The following is an 18,136-nucleotide window of genomic DNA, read 5'->3' as shown; positions in this document are numbered from 1 at the left end:
GGGAGGGGTGCGTGATGGCGGAGTACGGACGGGTGGTCGTAGGGGTCAGTGGGTCGCTGGCCAGTCTTGCTGCGCTGCGCCGCGGGGTACGGGAAGCCCGTCGCGACGGGCGGACGCTGGTGGCCGTCGCCGCCTGGGAACCACCCGAAGGCGAGGCCCTGCACGCGCGCTGGCCCGACGCGTCATGGGCCGGGCACTGGAGGCACACGGCCCGGAACCGGCTGCACCGCGCCTTCGACGAAGCGCTCGGCGGAACGCCGAGGGGGCTGCGCGTGGTGCGCACCGTGGCCAGGGACGCGCCGGGCGCCGCGCTCTGCACCCTCGCGCACCGCCCCGACGACCTGCTGATCATCGGTGCCGCGCGGCAGGAGGGGCTGCGGGCGCGGCTTCACCGTTGCCCGGTGCGCCGGTACGTGCTGGCCCATGCGGAGTGCGCGGTACTGGCCGTCCCCGGGCCGCACCTCTCCAGCGAGGCGCGCGCCTTCCGCCGAGCGCTGGCGGCACGCTCGTCGGCGCTGGCTTCGTACGCCGCGTGCGCCGCTCCCTGCACGGGCGGCACGGGTGGCGGGCGGCCCGAACAGGCGCCGTGACCAGCGCCGTGACCAGCTCGATTGGCCGCGCGACGGGAGTCGTTCAGCGCTGCCGTTCAGCGTCGCGCATTGTGCACGCACGCGGTGCGCGACGACCGCCCGCTCAGCCACCCGCACGCCCCCAACGAGCGCCGACGAGCGCCGACGAGTGGCGCCTGCTCGGCGGCTCGGGGGCACTCCGCACCCGCCATCCCCGAACCCCTCGCAACCGCGCGGACCGGGGATGCTACTTTCCTCGACACCCCCGCTCAGCCGCCGCAGCGGCCCGACCTCGTACGAGACAGCACATGATCTTTCCACTGTGGCATCGGCGCAGCACCCGGCGACCGGTTCCGGAGCCGCTGCCCAGTCCCGTCGTATGGGCGGGGGCGACGGCGGGATCGATCGCGGTGCTGCTGGGAGTGGGACTGCTCGGCGAACCGCTGCGGCAAGTGGTCGCGCTGGTGGTCTTCTGCCTGTTGGCGGCGGCGCTGGGACTGCGCGGCCGCGCACTCGCGGCGCCCGGGACCGCGACCGTGTGCTGGGGGTTCTACAACAGCTTCCTCGTGGTCCCGCTGGGCGAGTTGAGCTGGAGCGGGCTCGAGGACGCACGTCGGCTGGGCCTGCTGCTGGTGCTCTCGCTGCTCGGTACGTGCATCGCCCGCGCCGCCCACGCGGCGGCCGCCTACCGGCAGTTGCGCCCGTACGGCCTGCCGGGTCGCGGCCAGGACCCGCGCCGCTAGCGCCAGTTGGGCGGTACCGCCGTGCCGCCGTCACGCCGCATTCGTACGGCGGTGCTTGCGATCGGGAACCTCTCCGCCTGCGCAGTGCTGCGGGTTACCCTGTGCGCTCAGGTCATCGACAGGTCAAGGGGTGACCATGCAAGGGCAAAACAAGAGGCCATGGGGGACGGTGCAGACGAGGACACGACAAGCTCTCGGGCAAGTGAGTCCGAACCCGTTCAAGCCGGGGTGGCGCGCCCCCGGAGAGGGGTGAGCAATGCGCGGGGAACGCCGGTTTCTGCTCATCGGCGGGGCCGGGCTGCTGGTGCTGTGCGCCGTGGCGGCGTATGTCTTCGCGTTTCCCTCGGATCAGCAGAAGAAGGAACTGGAGGCCCTGTGCGGCGGCCTCGCCGAGACCCGGCATCTGGACTCGGTGCTGGAGACCGACGAGGTACGCGCCGGGCACCCCGAGAACGAGGGCGGCGACTCGGGCGAACTGGAGGAATGCGAGGCCCGGGGACCCGACCAGCGCCGGGGCCGGGTGACGTTCCAGATCGGGGACGAGACCGACGCCGGGGCGCTGCTGCGCGAGATCGGGCACCGCGACATCTCCGTCCCGTCCACCACCTCGGCACCCCTGGGCGGCGGCTGGCCGGGCATGGTGACGCTCCAGGGCGACCGGCGGGCGCATGCCACGGTGCTGCTGCCCTGCGAGGAGGACCACCCCGAGGGCCGGGTGGCGGTGAACGTCACCGCCGACGTGCGCGGAGCCGACTTCTCCGAGGGCCGGGTGCAGACCGCGGCGCTGGCACGTACGGCCTCCGGGACGGCGGAGAAGGTCGCGCGCGAGAAGGGGTGCGGGAACACCCCCGAGGAGCGGACCGGCGTCATCGCGCAGACCCCCAGCTGGACCGAGGGGATCGCGGCGACCAGGGCGTCCCGGAGCTGCCGCGCGGTACGCGATGTCGCGGCCGAGGCCAAGAAGTGGGGCATCACCCAGGTCGCCGAGACCCGCAGCGACCGGGACACGCCCGTGGAGGAGTGCCTGCTGCTGGACTCCCGCGGCAGGACCGTCTACCGGCTGACGGCACTGCACGACGTGTTCGCCGACGCGTTCCGCGGAGCGAGCCTGCTCCGCGAGGTCTCAGGCCCCGCGGGGCGCGATGAACGCGAGGGCGGCTGGGCCTGGGGCAGCGCGAAGTGTGCGGAGGGCGCGCCGCGTTCGCTCTACGCCGTGAGCAATCTGCACGAGACGGACCGCGCATTCTTCGCCACCAGCCCGGAGTTCGAGACGCGCCTGGTGAATGCCTTCGCGAAGCGGTCGGCCGAGCGCCGCGACTGCGAGGACCTGAGGATGCCGTGAGCGGGAGTACGCCGCGAACGGGAGTACGCCGTGAGCGGGAGCATGCGTGAGCCCGAGGACGCCGTAAGCACGAGGACACCGTGAGCCTGAGGACGCCGTGAGCTCACAGCTCCGTGAGGCGCCGTACCCTCCGGCTCAGAGCGAGCGCTCCGCCCCGTAGCAGGTCTCGCACAGCACCCGGCGCCCCGGCTGGTCGCCGGTCGACTTGCCGGTACCCCGAGGCTGGTGGATCACGGTCCGTATGACCCTCGCGTGCGTGCCGCAGACGACCAGGCAGCAGCGCGAGCAGAAGCCGATCACGGGCCGGCCACCCGTGCCGCCCGCACCATCGCCGCCCTCCGCATCATGCGCGCCATCCACGTGATGCGCGCCGGCCGCGCCATCGGCGCCGTCCTGCTGGCAGTCGTAACAGATCATGGTCAACTCCGTTCGGGTCGGAGCGCAGGGCTGCTCACGCCCAAGTGCCGTGGCTTCTTGGGCGATTCAGGCGTCCAGCGCGGGTGGTCGAGGCCGGCGACGGAGAACTCACGCCAGCCGGCAAAGGTGGCCGCATCTTCGCCGGCCACTGGCAAGTGAACCATGCTAGATTGGACGGAGTCAATTCTCTGCGGGAGCTCCAGATAGACCTCGGGCCCCCGGGAGTGCGGCGGGCCGCGAAAGTCCGCGAGGCGCTGTCGGAGCCCCCCGCTAGAGTTGAGTCAGTCAACAGAGGAGGGGACCGCGCCATGGACCAGCAGGCAGTCGATCTGCTCAAGGCCAAGGGCCTGCGCAACACTGCACAGCGCCGGGCCATACTGGTCGCGCTGCGCGGCCACGCGCACTCCACCGCCACCGAGCTGGAGAGCAGGGTGAGCGCGGCCCTGGAGGAGAACGCCTCGTCCGGCGGCCTCTCCCGGCAGGGTCTCTACAACGTCCTCGACGACCTCACCCAGGCCGAGTTGATCCGCTGCATCGAGCCCGCGGGATCCCCCGCGCGTTATGAGCTGCGCGTCGGGGACAACCACCACCATCTGGTGTGCCGCGGCTGCGGGCGCATCGACGACGTCGACTGCACCGCGGGCCGCACGCCCTGCCTGGACCCGGAGGACGCGAAGGGCTTCGCCATCGACGAGGCCGAGATCGTCTGGTGGGGCCTGTGCGGCTCGTGCCGAAGAGACAGCGCGACGACGAACACCGCGCGGTCTTCCGCGTCCTGAAGGGCGGGCGGCCCGCACGCCCCACGGCCGCACGGCGGGTGGCGTCTTACGTCGTCGCGCCCCCGTCACCGTCACTGTCCCCGTTCCCGTAGCCGTAGGCGGTCCAGTTGTCCAGGACATGCTGGCGCAGTTCCGCAGGGTAGGAGGTGCGGAACGAGGCGGTGGTGCCGCGTACGGTGCCGTCGAACTCCTCGGGGCGCAGGCAGCTCGTGACCGACTTCCCGCCGCGGCCGGCCGCGGCCTCCTCGGCGGTGAGGTAGGGGACCATCGGGATGCCGGGCGCCTCGGGGAAGACGTATTCGCTCTCGCCCGGGCGGCTGCGCGTCGCCATCGCCCACACGACCTGCCCCGTGTCGGTGATGTCGATGTCGTCGCCCACGAGGAGCACCTTGGGCACCAGCCAGCCGGTGTGCGAGGAGAAGAGGACGTCCGCGACCCATCGCACCAGTTCGGCCTCGGTGGTCCGCATCCGGCCGAGCCGCGCGGTGTCGACGGCGAGCACGATCCAGCAGGTGGCCGCCTCGTACGAACACCAGGCGAGGGACACCGGCAGGCCGGCGGACCGCAGCAGGTCCAGGCTGGTCGCGGAGATCATCGTGCCCCAGATGGTGTGGTTCTCCTCCGGGGGCAGCCCGGCGGCGCAGACCGGGAGGACCGGGTCGTCGCGGTGGGTCACGGCCTCCACGTGGAAGACGGGCTGGCGCTTGCCGTGGCCGAAGGAATAGCCGTGGTATTCCCCCATCGGTCCCTCGGGCGCCGTCTCGTCGGGGCTGATGTGTCCCTCGAGGACGATCTCGGAAGTGGCGGGCACGTGCAGGCCGTTGGTCTCCGTCTCGACGACCTCGACCGGGCTGCCGGTGAGTGCGCCCACGTAGCCGTCCTCGTTCACGTGCGCGGGCAGCGGCATGCCCGCGGCGGCGAGCGCGGCGGGCGGGGCGCCCAGGACCATGGCCCACGGGGTGGGCTCGCCGCGTTCCCGCCACATCGCGTGGATCATGCCGATGTGCTGCTGCGGCATCGCGGGACCGGTCAGCGTGGTGCGGTCGTGCAGCATGGTGCGGGCGACCGACCAGCTCGTCCAACTGCCGTCAGGAGTGCGGACGATGTGGAAGCCGTAGGTGCCGAAGTAGCGGCCGCCGTCCTCCTGGTGCAGCAGTGGTACGGGGAATTCCTCGAGGTCCACGGCGTCGCCGGTGCGGATGTTCTCCTTGCAGGGCGCGGCGCCCCGCCCCTCCGGCGCGGCCACGGGCGGCACCGGCCGCGCGTGCATCGCGGTGATCAGGTGCTCCAGGATCTCCCGCGGGGTGCTGTGCCGCGGGAGGCCGAAGTGCGCGGCGATCCTGCCGTACGCGCCCCGCCCCGGCGTGCTCATCCCGGCGGGCGCGCCGAGGATGCGGTGTCCGCGCGCGCCCGTGCTGAGCGAGCCGAAGAGCGGTGCGGGTGCGCGGGTTTCATAGGCGCGGCGCGTGACGGCGCCCACCTCCAGGTGCGGGTCGACGGTGCGCCCGACGGCCACGGCGTCGCCGTCGGCGAGGAGGCCGCCGAGGAAGTCGCGGAAGTTCAGCGCGGGGCCTTGCTGCGTCATGCGGGTTACCTCGTCCTCGGGTGCGGTGCGGGGGCAGGCCGCGCGCCAGGCGCAGAGGCTCGACCTTTTCGGTCAGCCCAGCGAGCGGTACGGCAGGCGGCCTGCTCAATAGCCTCACGCTAAGTACGCATTCGCGGGGTACGGTGCTCGGAGAGGACAGGTGATGAGCAGAAACGGACAGGTTGGCGCGGGCGAGGCCGTATCGCGGATCCCGCGCGTCCCCTTCCCCGCGACGCCCGGTGGGCCGCCCGGGGTGGAGGTCCTGGACCTCGCGGGGCTGGGCACCGTGACGCGCGCGCCCGGCACGGAGTCCGGCGCCCCCGTGCGGCCCGCCTTCCATCAGCTCATCTCCGTACGCGCGGGCACGCTGCACTGCTCGGTGGACTCGACGGAGTGCGCCGTGGGTGAGGGTGCCTGGCTGTGGGTGAGGCCGGGGCAGATCTTCCAGCTCGCGGCCGGCCCCGTACGCGACGGGAAAGCGGACGCCCCCGAAGGCACCGTCGTCCTCTTCCAGCCCAGCTTCCTCGACCGCGCCACGACCGGGCTCGCGCGGCTGGACCGGCGGGCCTGGCGACTGCCGCTGACTCCCGAGGGGGCGGCGGGCGAGCAGGTGCGACGGACGCTGGAGATGGTGGAGGAGCAGTACCGGCGGTTGACGGATCTCCCCCTGGAGGTCCATGTCGAGGTGGTGCGCCATCTGCTGGGCGTCCTCGTGCTGCGGCTGTCCCATCTGCCGGGCGGGCAGCGGAATCCGGGCGCGGGCGGTCCCGCGTTCCGCCGCTTCCAGGAGGCCGTGGAGCGGGACTTCGCGCGCCGGCACCGCGTGGAGGACTACGCGCACGAGCTGGGCTACAGCGTCCGCACCCTCACCCGGGCCACCCGCGCCGCGGTCGGGCGCGGGGCGAAGGGGTTCCTCGACGACCGCCTCGTGCTGGAGGCGAAGCGGCTGCTGCTGCACACCGATCTGAGCGCGGCGGCGGTGGGCGAGCGGCTGGGGTTCCCCGAGCCGACGGTCTTCGCGCGCTTCTTCCGCCGGGGCACGGGCGAGACGCCGACGGCCTTCCGGCGGCGCGCGACGGGCGGCTGACCTCGCACGACGGGCGCCCGACGCCGCGCGAGGGACCCACGCCCCGGCACCACGTGAGGGGCACGCCTCCCCACGGAGCCGCGCAAGAGGCACGCCCCGCACCACGAGCGCCCGACACTGCGCGAGAGACCCACACCCCGGCACCGCACGAGAGGCCCGCCTCCCCCGCACCCCCCACCCACGTGGCCGGACTCACACCCCCACCCCCCACTTGTCATCGTACGATGACATCGCTTGATGACATCGAACGACGGGAGGCTCCCCACCGTGCAGTCAGCGGACCCCGCGCAGACGAATCCGGCGGCGGGCAGCGCGACCCCACCGCGGAGGGCGTGGCGGGAGCGGGCGTTGGTGCCGGTGTTGCTCTCGGTCGGGATGCTGGTCGCGGTGATCAGCAGCCTGGGTGCGCCGCTGATCCCGACGATCGCGCGTGTCCATCACGTACCCCTCGGTGCCGCGCAGTGGTCGCTGACCGTGACGATGCTGATGGGCGCGGTGTCCACTCCCCTGATGGGGCGGCTCGGCGACGGGCCGCACCGGCGGCGGGTGATCCTCGCCGGGCTGGCCGTGGTGCTCTTCGCGAGCCTGCTCGCGGCGCTGCCCACCGGCTTCGCCGGGCTGCTGGTGGGGCGCGGGTTGCAGGGCATCGGCCTCGGGCTGACCCCGCTCGCGATGGCCACGGCGCGTGACGCGCTGCCGCACGAACGCGCCCGGCACGCGGTGGCCACCCTCTCCCTCACCTCGGCGGCCGGCATCGGGCTCGGCTATCCGCTGACCGGGCTGCTCGCTCAATATCTGGGCCTGCAGGCCGGGTTCTGGTTCGCGGCGGTGGCCGCCGCGCTGGCGCTGGCCGCGCTCGCGCTCGTTCTCCCCGCTTCGCCCTCGCGCCCCCGCAATCCGCTGGACGTGGCGGGTGCGGTGCTGCTGGCCGGGGGCATGGCCGGGCTGCTGTACGCGGCGACCGTCGGCGAACACTGGGGCTGGGCCTCGCCCCGGCTCCTCGCGCTGGCCGGGATATCCGTGCTGCTGCTCGTGTGGTGGGTGGTGCACGAACTGCGTACCGCGCACCCGCTGGTGGACGTGCGGCTGGTCAAGGACCGCGAGGTGCTGGCCGCGAATCTGACCGCGCTGCTCTCCGGGGTGGCGATGTACGTGATGCTGTCGCTGGTGAGCCAGTACGTGCAGACGCCGGAGTCGGCGGGGTACGGATTCGGCGCCTCGGTCGTGGTGGCGGGGCTCGTGCTGGTGCCGTTCTCCGCGGCCAGCATGGTCTCCGGGCGGCTCGTGCGGCTGGTCTCGGGCACCGTCTCGCTCGCCCATGTGCTCGCGGCGGGCTGTGTGCTGTCGCTGTGCGGGACCGCGCTCTTCGCCTGGAAGCACGACGGCATGTGGCAGGTGCTGGTGACCATGGGGCTCATCGGCCTGGGCGCGGGGGTGACCATGTCCGTGATGCCCGCGCTGATCGTGAGCTCGGTGCCGGCGCACGAGACCGGCAGCGCGATGAGCTTCAACCAGGTGGTGAAGTACATCGGTTACTCCATGGGCAGCGCCTTCGCTGCGACCGTGCTCGCCTCGCACACGACCGGCGGCGGGATGCCGGCCGAGGGCGGTTACCGGGTGGCCGCGCTGTCCTCCTGCGCGGTGTGGGTGGTCACGGCGCTGAGCGGCTGGCTGCTGGCTCGCGCGCGGCGCACCACCGGGCCCGACACCTCGGCGCCCGCCGGCTCCGACGCCCCCGGGCTCGTACGGGGAACCCGCGCGGAGTCACGTACGGTAGCCGTGACCCAGGGTGAGAACGAGGCGCGGGCGGACACGGAGGCACGGTGAGCGAGAGCGGCGGCGCCGCACGGCGCAGGGATTCGGCGCAGAGCCGCGCGCTGCTTCTGCGCGCCGCCGGCGAACTGTTCTCGGAGCGTGGTTTCGACCGCACCACCATCAGGGACATCGGGCGGCGCGCGGGCGTGGACCCCGCGCTCATCGCCCGCTACTTCGGCGGCAAGACCCAGCTCTACCTGGCCGCCGTCGTCGCCGAGCGGAGCGAGGAGGGCGAGGGCGCGAGCGGTCCGGCCGACCTCCTGGAGGGCAACCGCCTGGCGGAGATCCTGGAGCGGACCGACCGGCGCGGCCTCGTACCCATCCTCCAAGTCGCGGTGCAGCACCTGAGCGAGCCGGAGGCGCAGCAGGCCGCGCGCGCCGCGCTGCACCAGCGGCTGGTGGAGCCGCTGCACCGGCGCTTCGCCGCTGAGGGGTGCGAACGGCCCCTGCTGCGCGCCGAGTTGGTGGTGTCCTCGGTGATCGGGATCGTGCAGGGGCGGCGGTCCGGCGCGTTCGACGAGCTCGGCTCCGCGAGCCCCGAGGAGCTCGCGGAGCTGCTGATCGGCATGCTCGGCGCGGAACGCGAGCCGGCGGAGCGCGAGTCGGCGAAACGCGAGCCCGCGGAGCACTGACCGGGCCGAGCACCGACCCGGCAGAGCACCGACCCGGCAGAGCACCGACCCGGCGAAACGCCGACCCGCCCGAACACCGGCCCCGCGGACCCGACATCAGCCGCACGCCCCGGCCTCACACCTCCGGCGCGACCCCCTCCGGCAGTACCGGCGGCCGGCCCGTCGTCCAGAGCGCGCGGATCGCGAGGCGGCTGATGCGCCAGCCCGCCTCCGTACGCCGCAGCTCCGCCTCGCACAGGCCGCCGACGGTGAAGACCGGTTCGGCGCCGGGGCCGCGTGCCGCCAGGGTCTCCTCGCGGTGGACGTGCGCCATCAGCGCGTTCCAGCTCGCGGTGGCCGTCCGCGCGCCGGGTTCGGCCTCGGCCAGCACTCCGGAGGCGAGGTGCTGCGTGCGCTCGAACCTGCCCACCGCCTCCTCGGAGTGCCGGACCGCCTCCTCGCCCCGCACGGTGCCGATGGGTGTCTCGGCCCGTACGTCCTCGGTGAAGTACGCACGGGCCCAGCCCTCCTCGAACTTCCGCTCGTCGAGGGCGCGGAAGAAGCGGTGGACGAGGGCGTCGATCTCGAAGTGATCCGCGTATGCGGTCTGCGCGGTCTGCGCGGCCTGTGTGGTCATGCACAGAGCCTCGTACTTGAACGGGACTTCAAGTCAAGAGCCCTGCGATGCCCCCCCGATGACCCGCCCCGCGACCTCACTGCGCCGCCTGCTCCAGCCGTCCTCCGTCGTAGAACCCTCCGGCGCTGTAGACCAGCGGCGGCCGGTCGGAGGAGGCGGCCTCGACCACGCGGCCCACGAACACGGTGTGCGTCGCGGTCTGGATGCGCTCCTCGATGCGGGCCTCCAGCGCGGCGGCACTGTGGTCGATGAGCGGCGAACCGTTCCCCGCGGTGCTCCACCGCAGGCCGGCGAACTTGTCCTGGCTCTTGCCCGCGAACACCGAGGCCACCGGGAGCTGGTCGGCCGCGAGGATGCTGATGCCCATGTGCTCGGCGCGGAACAGCGGTTCATAGGTGGAGGACGTGCGCTGCACGCACACCATGACCAGCGGCGGGCTCAGCGAGAGGCTGGAGAAGGCGTTGACCGCGAGGCCGCGCGGGCGCTCGCCGTCCATGGTGGTGACGATCGTGACGCCGGTGACGAACTTCCGGTGCACGCCCTTGACCTGGTCCTCCGGGGCGTCCTGGAGGAGACCGCCGTCGGCGTGTGCGCTGCTGCTCATGCGGTGGCCGCCTTCCGGTCGGAGTTCTCGGACGCGCCGGACCCCTCGAACGCGCTGTGCAGCGGGATGATCCCGAGCGCGTGCAGCATCTGCCGCGGGTCCCAGGTGACCCACTCCTCGGCGATCAGCCCGTCCCGTACGCGGGAGAAGGTCGCGCCCGAGACGGTGAGCCGGCGGCCGGTGGGCGGGACGTCCAGCAGGGTGCCGGTGTGGGTGCCGCTGCTGTGCCAGCGGACGGCCATCCGGTCGCCCTCGATCACGCAGTCGTCGATCGCGGTGCGCAGGTCGGGCATCCCGGCGCGGCAGGCGGCGATGCCGCTCTTCAGGTCCTCCAGACTCTGTTCGGAGCGGCCGTGGCGCACGTATCCGGGCGCCGCCAGCCGGTCCAGGGCCTCGGTCTCGCCCCGGTTCCAGGCCGCCTCCCACGCCTCCTCGACCCTGCTTCTGAGGTCGCTCATCGCACTCCTTCCGCGGTGGTGGCCGTGGTGCTGTGATGTGGCAGGAAGCTATGAACGGCCACTCTTGCATGTCAATAGTCCGCGCGGATCCGATGCCTTGGCGGTGCCCCCAACTGCCCGCCCACCTGGCGTAACCAAGGGTTCTGCGACTCAACAAGCCAGCGTGACGCACCTCTTGACGCCCGGAAAACGGCGCTCCTATGTTCCTTCTTGCATGCAAGAGATGCTGCGCGTTCCGAGAGGACCACGACGGTTCCGAGAGGCAGACCCATGCGTTTTTCGATCTTTCACGCGCTCGGCGCTCCCGGCAGGCTGGGCGACTACCACCAACTGATGCGCGAGGCGCGGGAGTACGCGGTGGCCGCCGAGCAGGCCGGCTTCTGGTCCGCCTGGTACACCGAGCACCACTTCGGGCACGAGGGCCAGGAGCTGACCCCCAACCCGGTGCTCATGGGCGCCGACATAGCCGCGCGCACCGAGCGGCTGCGCATCGGACAGGCGGCGAGCATCGTCACCTTCTGGCATCCGCTGCGCCTGGCCGAGGACCTGGCCCTGCTCGACCAGCTCTCCGGCGGCCGCGTCGAGGTCGGGGTGGGCCGCGGCCTGTACGGGAGGGAGGCGGTCAACCTCAACCCGCAGGCGGACCCGCGCGATCCGGAGCAGAACAGGGCGCTGTTCGAGGAGACCATGGAGGTGCTGCGCAAGGCGTGGTCGGGCGAGTTCTTCGCACACCACGGCCGCTTCTACGACTTCCCCGCGCCCGGTGTGCAGTGGAACCACCCGCTCTCACCGCCCAGCGAGGAGTTCATGCGGGACGGCGTGATCGAGAAGCTGAAGGTGGTGCCCGCGCCGCACCAGCGCCCGCATCCGCCGTTGTGGCAGGTCATCGACTCGCCCCGGTCCATCGAGTCGGCCGCACGCGAAGGGGTGCAGGGCATCTTCTGGATGCCGCCCATATCCGAGCTCAAGAAGCGCTTCGACCTGTATCGGCGCACCGCGTCCGAGGCATCGGGGCGCGCGTACGCACCGGGTGAGGGCCTCGCCCTCGTACGCGATGTGTACGTGGCCGACACCATGGAGCAGGCGCGCGCCGACTTCGAGCACGCGCTGATGCAGACGTACCAGTGGGTCACGCACTGGCGCGGGCTCGGCAACCTCATGGAGGACGGCGAAGAGGTGGGCCCGCAGCACGAGTTGAGCTTCGACTTCCTGGACGAGCGCAATCTGCTGGTCGGCACGCCCGAGCACGTCGCCGGGAAGATCGAGGAGCTGCGGGACGAGATCGGCCTGGAGCATCTGATGCTGTGGACCACCCACCCCGGGCTGCCGCACGAGAAGGCCATGCGCAGCCTGGAGCTGTTCTCGGAGAAGGTCATGCCGCGCTTCTCCGGCGAGGGCCTTTCCGGCGAGGGTGACCGCCCGTGAGCGCGACGCCGGACGAGGGCGCGACTCCGGACGAGGGCGCGATGCCGCGCGAGGGCGCAACACCGCGAGAAACCGCCACGCCGCCCGCGAGTCCGATCCGCCGGATCGTCGCCTCCTGCGAGGAGCTGACGGCCGAGCTGGGCGAGCCGGTGAGCACGCCCGTACGCCGGGGCGCTGTGGCCGTCGCCGTGCGCAACCCCTGGGCGGGCCGCGGCGTGCTCGACGACCTCCAGCCGGAGGTGGAGGAGCTGGCCCCGGTGCTGGCCCGCGAGATCGCCGACCGGCTCACGGCGATGCTGGGCGGGGCCGGCGCGGTGGCCTCCTTCGGCAAGGCCGCGCTGGTGGGCCTGGACGGCGAGGCCGAGCACGGTGACGCGCTGATCCACACCCCGTACTTCGGCAACGTCCTGCGCGAGCTCCTGGACGGCACCTCGATCATCGCGTTCAGCGAGGAGCGCGCGGCGCCTGGCACCACCGTGACGGTGCCGGTCTGGCACAAGAACGAGGCGGCGACCCGCTCGCACTACGCCGCCACGCAGATCCGCGTACCGGACGGGCCGCGCCCGGACGAGCTGGTCATCACCGCCGCCGCGGCCACGGGGCCGCGCCCCAACGCCCGTATCGGGGACCGGCGGAGCGATCCCGTCGTGACCCTGGAGACGCTGGAAACCCCGGAATCCCTGGAGGGAACCCGATGAGCCCGATGAAGCTGCGCAAGACCGTCACCCTGCTCGACGAGGTGCACACCGAGGGCGGCCGCGCCGTCTCGCCGCCCGCCCAGACCGCGGTGGTCGCCGCCGTGATCACCAACCCCTGGGCGGGGCAGGGGTTCGTGGACGACCTGGCGCCCGGCATCGACGAAGTGGCCCCGGAATTGGGCGCGTTGCTGGCCCCTCTGGTGGTCAAGGCCCTGGGCCGCCCGGTCGAGGCGTACGGCAAGGCCGCGGTCGTCGGTCTCGACGGCGAGGTCGAGCACGGCTCGGGGCTGATCCACACGCTCAAGTTCGGCGATCACTTCCGTACCGCCGCCGCTGCCACCACCCTGCTGCCCGCGCTGGAGAAGCGGGCGGCGGCCGGCACCGTCTTCGACATCCCGCTCAAGCACATCACCGACGCCACGGTGCGTTCGCACCACCAGAGCGTGGAGGTCCGCATTCCCGACGCGCCGCGCGCCGACGAGATCGTGGTCGCGCTGGCCGCAGCCGCGCAGGGCCGCCCGCAGGCACGCCTCGCACCACTGGCGACCGAGCAGTGAGTCCGGGCCACCCAGCGGGAGACCCCGCAGCGCTCGCGTACGACGACGAAGGCGCGGGCACTCCCCTGCTCCTGCTCCACGGCGTCGGCCTCGACCGCCGCATGTGGGACCGCTGCCGCCCCGCGCTGTCGGCCAGGCACCGCACCCGGGCCCTCGACCTGCGCGGACACGGCGCCTCCCCGCACGCCGAGCCGGGCGTGACGCTCAGCGACCTCGCCGAGGACGTGCTCCAGCACATCGGTGAACCGACCGGCGAACCGGCCCACTTGGTCGGCTTCTCCCTCGGCGCGCTGGTCGCCGCGCGCGCCGCGCTGATGCACCCTTCCGCCGTCGCCTCGTTGACCCTGGTCAGCTCGGTGGCCCGGCGCACCGAGCGGCAGCGCGAGGACGTACTGCGGCGCCTGGAACGGGCCCGTACCGATCGCGAGGCCTCGGCTGAGGCGGCCGTCGAGCGCTGGTTCACGCCCGAATGGCGGGCCGCAGAACCGGAGTTGGCCGCCTCCGTACGCGAGACCCTGCTGCGCCAGGACCCCGGCTCGTACCTGGCCTGCTACGAGGTCTTCGCGCGCGCCGACGCGCTGCTGTGGCCCCGGCTGCCACTGCTCACCGCGCCGGCGCTGGCCGTCACGGGCGCCGAAGACCCGGGCTCCACACCGGAGATGACCCGCGAGCTGGCCTCGGCGCTCCCCCGCGCCCGGCACGCGATCGTCCCCGGCGCCCGCCACCTGCTGCCCCTGGAGGATCCCGGGGCCCTGACCGCACACATCCTCCGACTCACCGAGGAGGTGGACCGTGAACGCGCCACCACTGCCGCGTCATGACCACTACATCGGCGGCGCGCCCGTGCCGCCCGCGACCGGCGCGTACCTGCCCAGCGTCAATCCCACGACGGGGGCGGCCTGGTACGAGACCGCGCGCGGCGACGCCCAGGACGCGCGCCGCGCCGTGGAGACCGCGGCCGCCGCGTTCGAGAATCCCGCCTGGCGCGATCTGCCCCAGCCCAGGCGTGCCGCGCTGCTGCGCCGCCTGGCCGAGCTGATCGGCGAGCACGGCGAGCAGCTCGCGCGCACCGAGACCCTCGACAACGGCAAGCTGCTCACCGAGATGCGGGCCCAACTGGCCAGCCTCCCGGACTATTTCCACTACTACGCGGGCCTCGCCGACAAGCCGCACGGGCACACCATCCCCGCGGCCCGCAAGGAGATCCTCAACTACACGGTGCGCGAGCCGCTCGGCGTGGTCGTGGCGATCACCCCGTGGAACTCGCCGCTGCTGCTCACCGCCACCAAGATCGCCCCGGCCCTGGCGGCGGGCAACACCGTGGTGATCAAGCCCTCCGAGCACACCTCGGCCTCGCTGCTGGAGCTGGTCCCGCTCTTCGAGAAGGCCGGCTTCCCGCCCGGGGTGGTGAACGTGGTGACCGGCTACGGCGACGAGGTGGGCACACCCCTGGTCGAACACCCCCGCGTGGCCAAGGTGTCCTTCACCGGCAGCACCGCCACGGGGTCGCGGATCGCCGCGCACTGCGGCTCGCGCTTCGTGCGCAGCACCCTCGAACTGGGCGGCAAGTCGCCCAACATCGTCTTCCCCGACGCGGACCTCGGCAACGCCGTCACCGGCATCGTGGCCGGAGTGTTCGCGGCGGCGGGCCAGACATGTGTGGCGGGCAGCCGCGTCTTCGCGCACCGGTCGGTGTACGAGGAGGTGGTGGCACGCGTCTCGGAGCGCGCCGCCGCGATCAGGCTCGGCGACCCGTTGCAGCCCGAGACCCAGTTGGGGCCGCTGGCCATCGAGAGCCAGCGCGACAGGGTGGAGGAGTACGTGCGCCTGGGCCGGACCGAGGGAGCGCGCACCACCACGGGCGGTCAGCGCCCCGACCCGGAATCCGGTCTTGACCAGGGCTTCTTCTACCGGCCCACGGTGTTCGTGGATGCGGACAACTCCATGCGGCTGTGCCAGGAGGAGATCTTCGGCCCGGTCACGGCCGTGCTGCCCTTCGACTCCGAGGACGAGCTGGTCGCGCAGGCCAACGGCACCGACTACGGGCTGGCCGCGGGCGTGTGGACCCGCGACCTGTCCCGCGCGCACCGGGTGGCCGCGCGCCTGGAGGCCGGAACGGTGTGGGTGAACACCTACCGCTCGATGTCCCCCATGTCACCGCGCTCCGGTTTCAAGTCGAGCGGCATGGGCGTCGAGCACGGCACCGAGGCGCTGGAGGAGTACACGCGGCTCAAGAGTGTGTGGATCGACACAGGCGAGGGTCCTGCGGACGACCCCTTCGTCCTGCGTTCGTGAGGCTGCGTCCTGCGCTCGTGAGGCGTGCCGCGCTCATGTGCGGCGGCCGGCCCGCGCTCCCGGGCGGCGGCACCGGTGCTCACTCGCCGTCCGCCCGCTCCTCCCCCTCCTCCGGGGCCCGCCGGTCCAGGCTGTCCATCAGCGCCCGGTAACTGGCCCGCACATGCTCGCGCATGACCCGCTCGGCGCCCTCGCCGTCCTTGGCGTCGATGAGCTCCAGCACCCGCTGGTGCTCGGACTCCGAACGGGTCGGGCGGCCCGGCTGGGAGAGGGAGGTGTGCACGAGGCGGTGGTAGGAGAGCTGGTTCATGAGCGTCTGGTAGTGCTCGGCGAGCTTGGCGTTGTCGGCGCCGCGCACCACCAGGTCGTGGAATTCGTGCACCAGCTCCGCGTACCGTTCCTGGTCGCCGTCGGCGACGGCCTTGTCTGCGCGGGACAGGTTCTCCTCCAGCTCGGCCAGTTCGGGAACCCGCCCGCGCTGGGCGAGCAGCCGGGCCGCCGCGCCCTCCAACAGCTCCTTCATCTGGAAGAGTTCGGTGATCTCCCGCCGGGAGGGCGCCGAGACGAAGGTGCCGACCCGGGGCCTGATGTCGACCAGGCCCTCGGTCTGGAGCTGCTTGAGGGCCTCGCGCACCGGGGTGCGGCTCACGCCGAACGCCTCCGAGAGCACGATCTCCGACAGGCTGGTGCCCGGGGCCAGCTCCCCGGAGATGATGCGGCCGCGCAGCTCGTCTATCACACGGCTGCGGACGCTGGTGCCCTTGAGCGGCTGCTTGCGGAAACCCGCTGCTGATGCATCTGGCATGGCACAAAAAGCTAGGTAGAGTTCGCAGTTCGCGTCAAGGAGATCGGCCGCCCTCCGCGGCTCTCACCCCCATAAATCCTCTTCACCAGGCCCCCGTTGCGGCACCTTCGCCGGGCCCTCCCCTCCCCCTGCCCGTGCACGCATTCCCCGTAACTGGCATGCAACAACCCACCACCCCTCTACCCGCTCCAGGGAGCCGCACCATGAGTCACCCCTCCGCCGGGCCGGGAAGCGCGGCGCAGCCACGCGACCACGGCTACCGGGACAACATCGCGCAGGTCGAGCCCTATGGGATCGATCACATCCCGGACGTCGAGCGGCACGGGAAGCCCTCGTCGCAGTTCTTCATCTGGTTCGCCGCCGGTCTCAACTTCCCCATCATGCTGCTGGGCTTCAGCGCCGCCTCGCTCGGCCTGTCGCTGACCGCGGCGATCTGGGCCATCGTCGCCGGTGCGCTGGTCGGCGCCGTCACCATGGGCGTGATGTCGCGCATGGGCGTCCACCTGGGCGTTCCGCAGCAGATGCAGGCGCGGGGACCGCTCGGCTATGTCGGCAACCTGCTGCCGGTGGCCTACATCAACGTCTTCGCCGGGATCGGCTGGGCCGCGGTGACCGTCATCCTCGGCGGCAAGGCGCTCGGGGTGCTGCTCGGCATCCCGTTCTGGATCTCGGCCGTGATCCTGACGGCCCTTCAGCTCACCGTCGCGGTGTTCGGCTACAACATGATCCACTACCTGGAACGCATCCTGGCCTACGTACTGCTGGCCCTGTTCCTGCTGGTCACCGTCGTCTCGCTGGTCCGCGGCAGCTCCTTCCTGGAGGCCGACGCCAACGCGCCCGAGTACCACGGGCCCACGGCGGGCTGGATCACCCTGGCCGGGCACTTCCTCGCGTTCCTCATCGCCTGGCTGCCCTTCGCCTCGGACTACTCGCGCTATCTGCCCTCCACGCCGGGCGTCAGCCGCAAGGCCGGAGTCCTCACCACGCTGGGCAACTTCCTCACGCTCTCGTGGCTGGGCATCACCGGCGCGGTGCTGGCCGGGGCCTCGGACGCCACCGACCCGATCACCGCGCTCAAGGAGCTCACGGGCCCCTGGTGGGTGCCGGCGATGCTCGCGATCCTGCTGTCCTCCTTCTCGCAGAACTTCCTCAACGTGTACGGCGGCGCCATCTCGCTCCAGACGCTCGGGCTGCCCCTCAAGCGCAGCACCTGCGTCAGCCTCATCTGCGTGTGCGCGCTGGGCGTGAGCCTGTGGGCGGCCGACGGGATCTACACGTCCTTCGAGGTGTTCCTGAACCTCACCGCGTACTTCATCGCGCCCTACACCGCCGTGCTGCTGATGGACTACTACTTCGGGCCGCGCCGCGACCGCTCGCGCATCCCGGAGCTGTACGACCGCAGCCGGGTGCTCGAATGGGGCTTCGTGGCCTGGGCGGTGGGCGCGCTGAGCGCGGTGCCGTTCTGGAAGTCGGACCTCTACACCGGCTTCCTCGCCGCGCGGCACCCGGAGTGGGGCGAGGTCTCGTACTACATCGGCTTCCTCGTCGCCGGGCTCGTCTTCCTCGCCACCCGCAACCTGCCCCCGCTGTGGCACCGCACCCCCGCGGGCCGGCAGGGCGCGGACGCCGGGCGGCCGGAGCGGGACGGGCGTGCCGAGGGGGACGGGCCTGCCGAGAAGGCCGAAGGCGCGGAGCACGCGCCGTCCTGA

Annotated in this window: 19 protein-coding genes; 13 read left to right on the top strand and 6 right to left on the bottom strand. The window is 72.4% G+C overall.

What is annotated here, in order from left to right:
* Positions 1–14: 14 nt before the first annotated feature.
* From ABEE00_RS28665 to ABEE00_RS28655, 3 genes are all read left to right on the top strand, one after another.
* On the top strand, positions 15–590 hold the full coding sequence (locus tag ABEE00_RS28665; protein WP_345748622.1) for a universal stress protein: 576 nt from the start codon (positions 15–17) through the stop codon (positions 588–590).
* A 287-nt stretch (positions 591–877) separates the two neighbouring features.
* Complete coding sequence (locus tag ABEE00_RS28660; RefSeq protein ID WP_345748621.1) at positions 878–1,312, top strand: hypothetical protein; 435 nt, start codon at positions 878–880, stop codon at positions 1,310–1,312.
* A 256-nt stretch (positions 1,313–1,568) separates the two neighbouring features.
* The gene (locus ABEE00_RS28655) at positions 1,569–2,654 is read left to right on the top strand and encodes a hypothetical protein (protein ID WP_345748620.1); all 1,086 of its coding nucleotides are present in this window, start codon (positions 1,569–1,571) and stop codon (positions 2,652–2,654) included.
* 135 nt (positions 2,655–2,789) lie between these two features.
* Here the strand turns inward: ABEE00_RS28655 and ABEE00_RS28650 are convergent, their stop codons facing one another.
* Entirely contained in the window at positions 2,790–3,071 is a 282-nt protein-coding gene (locus ABEE00_RS28650; RefSeq protein WP_345748619.1) for a hypothetical protein, read from the bottom strand.
* A gap of 308 nt (positions 3,072–3,379) precedes the next feature.
* Between ABEE00_RS28650 and ABEE00_RS28645 the strand changes: the two genes are divergently transcribed.
* A complete protein-coding gene (locus ABEE00_RS28645; protein WP_345748618.1) occupies positions 3,380–3,850 on the top strand; it encodes a Fur family transcriptional regulator in 471 nt (156 codons plus the stop codon).
* A gap of 46 nt (positions 3,851–3,896) precedes the next feature.
* On the opposite strand, the gene ABEE00_RS28640 is transcribed toward ABEE00_RS28645, so the two are convergent.
* Entirely contained in the window at positions 3,897–5,435 is a 1,539-nt protein-coding gene (locus ABEE00_RS28640; protein ID WP_345748617.1) for a UbiD family decarboxylase, read from the bottom strand.
* A 163-nt stretch (positions 5,436–5,598) separates the two neighbouring features.
* On the opposite strand from ABEE00_RS28640, the gene ABEE00_RS28635 reads away from it, so the two are divergent.
* The 3 genes from ABEE00_RS28635 to ABEE00_RS28625 all read left to right on the top strand — a co-directional run bounded on the left by ABEE00_RS28635 (position 5,599) and on the right by ABEE00_RS28625 (position 8,969).
* Positions 5,599–6,522, top strand: coding sequence for an AraC family transcriptional regulator (locus tag ABEE00_RS28635; protein ID WP_345748616.1), 924 nt, complete (start codon positions 5,599–5,601; stop codon positions 6,520–6,522).
* A gap of 237 nt (positions 6,523–6,759) precedes the next feature.
* Positions 6,760–8,349: an MFS transporter gene (locus ABEE00_RS28630; RefSeq protein WP_345748615.1), complete on the top strand. Its 1,590-nt coding sequence runs from the start codon at positions 6,760–6,762 to the stop codon at positions 8,347–8,349.
* The gene (locus ABEE00_RS28625; RefSeq protein WP_345748614.1) at positions 8,346–8,969 is read left to right on the top strand and encodes a TetR/AcrR family transcriptional regulator; all 624 of its coding nucleotides are present in this window, start codon (positions 8,346–8,348) and stop codon (positions 8,967–8,969) included. Before ABEE00_RS28630 ends, ABEE00_RS28625 begins: the two co-directional genes overlap by 4 nt.
* Positions 8,970–9,084: 115 nt before the next feature.
* Here ABEE00_RS28625 and ABEE00_RS28620 read toward each other — a convergent pair whose 3' ends face one another.
* The 3 genes from ABEE00_RS28620 to ABEE00_RS28610 all read right to left on the bottom strand — a co-directional run bounded on the left by ABEE00_RS28620 (position 9,085) and on the right by ABEE00_RS28610 (position 10,647).
* Complete coding sequence (locus ABEE00_RS28620) at positions 9,085–9,585, bottom strand: nuclear transport factor 2 family protein (protein ID WP_345748613.1); 501 nt, start codon at positions 9,583–9,585, stop codon at positions 9,085–9,087.
* A 76-nt stretch (positions 9,586–9,661) separates the two neighbouring features.
* A complete protein-coding gene (locus ABEE00_RS28615) occupies positions 9,662–10,189 on the bottom strand; it encodes a flavin reductase family protein (protein WP_345748612.1) in 528 nt (175 codons plus the stop codon).
* Positions 10,186–10,647, bottom strand: coding sequence for an ester cyclase (locus tag ABEE00_RS28610; protein WP_345748611.1), 462 nt, complete (start codon positions 10,645–10,647; stop codon positions 10,186–10,188). Before ABEE00_RS28610 ends, ABEE00_RS28615 begins: the two co-directional genes overlap by 4 nt.
* A gap of 270 nt (positions 10,648–10,917) precedes the next feature.
* Between ABEE00_RS28610 and ABEE00_RS28605 the strand changes: the two genes are divergently transcribed.
* From ABEE00_RS28605 to ABEE00_RS28585, 5 genes are read left to right on the top strand one after another with little or no spacing between them, the layout of a single operon-like run.
* Positions 10,918–12,072 (top strand): LLM class flavin-dependent oxidoreductase, encoded by a 1,155-nt coding sequence (locus ABEE00_RS28605; RefSeq protein WP_345748610.1) that lies wholly within the window; start codon positions 10,918–10,920, stop codon positions 12,070–12,072.
* Complete coding sequence (locus ABEE00_RS28600; protein ID WP_345748609.1) at positions 12,069–12,770, top strand: amino acid synthesis family protein; 702 nt, start codon at positions 12,069–12,071, stop codon at positions 12,768–12,770. Before ABEE00_RS28605 ends, ABEE00_RS28600 begins: the two co-directional genes overlap by 4 nt.
* Entirely contained in the window at positions 12,767–13,327 is a 561-nt protein-coding gene (locus ABEE00_RS28595) for an amino acid synthesis family protein (protein ID WP_345748608.1), read from the top strand. The genes ABEE00_RS28600 and ABEE00_RS28595 overlap by 4 nt, the downstream gene beginning before the upstream one ends.
* Positions 13,324–14,148, top strand: a complete 825-nt coding sequence (locus ABEE00_RS28590) for an alpha/beta fold hydrolase (RefSeq protein WP_345748607.1) — start codon at positions 13,324–13,326, stop codon at positions 14,146–14,148. The genes ABEE00_RS28595 and ABEE00_RS28590 overlap by 4 nt, the downstream gene beginning before the upstream one ends.
* On the top strand, positions 14,120–15,622 hold the full coding sequence (locus ABEE00_RS28585; RefSeq protein WP_345748606.1) for an aldehyde dehydrogenase: 1,503 nt from the start codon (positions 14,120–14,122) through the stop codon (positions 15,620–15,622). The genes ABEE00_RS28590 and ABEE00_RS28585 overlap by 29 nt, the downstream gene beginning before the upstream one ends.
* Before the next feature lie 79 nt (positions 15,623–15,701).
* Here ABEE00_RS28585 and ABEE00_RS28580 read toward each other — a convergent pair whose 3' ends face one another.
* The gene (locus tag ABEE00_RS28580; RefSeq protein ID WP_345748605.1) at positions 15,702–16,427 is read right to left on the bottom strand and encodes a GntR family transcriptional regulator; all 726 of its coding nucleotides are present in this window, start codon (positions 16,425–16,427) and stop codon (positions 15,702–15,704) included.
* Positions 16,428–16,630: 203 nt separating this feature from the next.
* Between ABEE00_RS28580 and ABEE00_RS28575 the strand changes: the two genes are divergently transcribed.
* Positions 16,631–18,136 carry a purine-cytosine permease family protein gene (locus tag ABEE00_RS28575; RefSeq protein WP_345748604.1) on the top strand — a complete coding sequence of 502 codons (1,506 nt, stop codon included), beginning with the start codon at positions 16,631–16,633 and terminating at the stop codon, positions 18,134–18,136.

The sequence above is a fragment of the Streptomyces odontomachicola genome, from assembly GCF_039605595.1.
In the GTDB taxonomy this organism is placed as follows: Bacteria; Actinomycetota; Actinomycetes; order Streptomycetales; family Streptomycetaceae; genus Streptomyces.
Note: the sequence above shows the minus strand (reverse complement) of the source record. Positions and strands in the feature narration are given on the sequence as shown.

Coding starts and splice junctions, on each gene's coding strand:
- ABEE00_RS28665 (WP_345748622.1), top strand. CDS start 15: ATGGCGGAGTACGGACGGGTGGTCGTAGGGGTCAGTGGGTCGCTGGCC.
- ABEE00_RS28660 (WP_345748621.1), top strand. CDS start 878: ATGATCTTTCCACTGTGGCATCGGCGCAGCACCCGGCGACCGGTTCCG.
- ABEE00_RS28655 (WP_345748620.1), top strand. CDS start 1,569: ATGCGCGGGGAACGCCGGTTTCTGCTCATCGGCGGGGCCGGGCTGCTG.
- ABEE00_RS28650 (WP_345748619.1), bottom strand. CDS start 3,071: ATGATCTGTTACGACTGCCAGCAGGACGGCGCCGATGGCGCGGCCGGC.
- ABEE00_RS28645 (WP_345748618.1), top strand. CDS start 3,380: ATGGACCAGCAGGCAGTCGATCTGCTCAAGGCCAAGGGCCTGCGCAAC.
- ABEE00_RS28640 (WP_345748617.1), bottom strand. CDS start 5,435: ATGACGCAGCAAGGCCCCGCGCTGAACTTCCGCGACTTCCTCGGCGGC.
- ABEE00_RS28635 (WP_345748616.1), top strand. CDS start 5,599: ATGAGCAGAAACGGACAGGTTGGCGCGGGCGAGGCCGTATCGCGGATC.
- ABEE00_RS28630 (WP_345748615.1), top strand. CDS start 6,760: ATGACATCGAACGACGGGAGGCTCCCCACCGTGCAGTCAGCGGACCCC.
- ABEE00_RS28620 (WP_345748613.1), bottom strand. CDS start 9,585: ATGACCACACAGGCCGCGCAGACCGCGCAGACCGCATACGCGGATCAC.
- ABEE00_RS28615 (WP_345748612.1), bottom strand. CDS start 10,189: ATGAGCAGCAGCGCACACGCCGACGGCGGTCTCCTCCAGGACGCCCCG.
- ABEE00_RS28610 (WP_345748611.1), bottom strand. CDS start 10,647: ATGAGCGACCTCAGAAGCAGGGTCGAGGAGGCGTGGGAGGCGGCCTGG.
- ABEE00_RS28605 (WP_345748610.1), top strand. CDS start 10,918: ATGCGTTTTTCGATCTTTCACGCGCTCGGCGCTCCCGGCAGGCTGGGC.
- ABEE00_RS28595 (WP_345748608.1), top strand. CDS start 12,767: ATGAGCCCGATGAAGCTGCGCAAGACCGTCACCCTGCTCGACGAGGTG.
- ABEE00_RS28580 (WP_345748605.1), bottom strand. CDS start 16,427: ATGCCAGATGCATCAGCAGCGGGTTTCCGCAAGCAGCCGCTCAAGGGC.
- ABEE00_RS28575 (WP_345748604.1), top strand. CDS start 16,631: ATGAGTCACCCCTCCGCCGGGCCGGGAAGCGCGGCGCAGCCACGCGAC.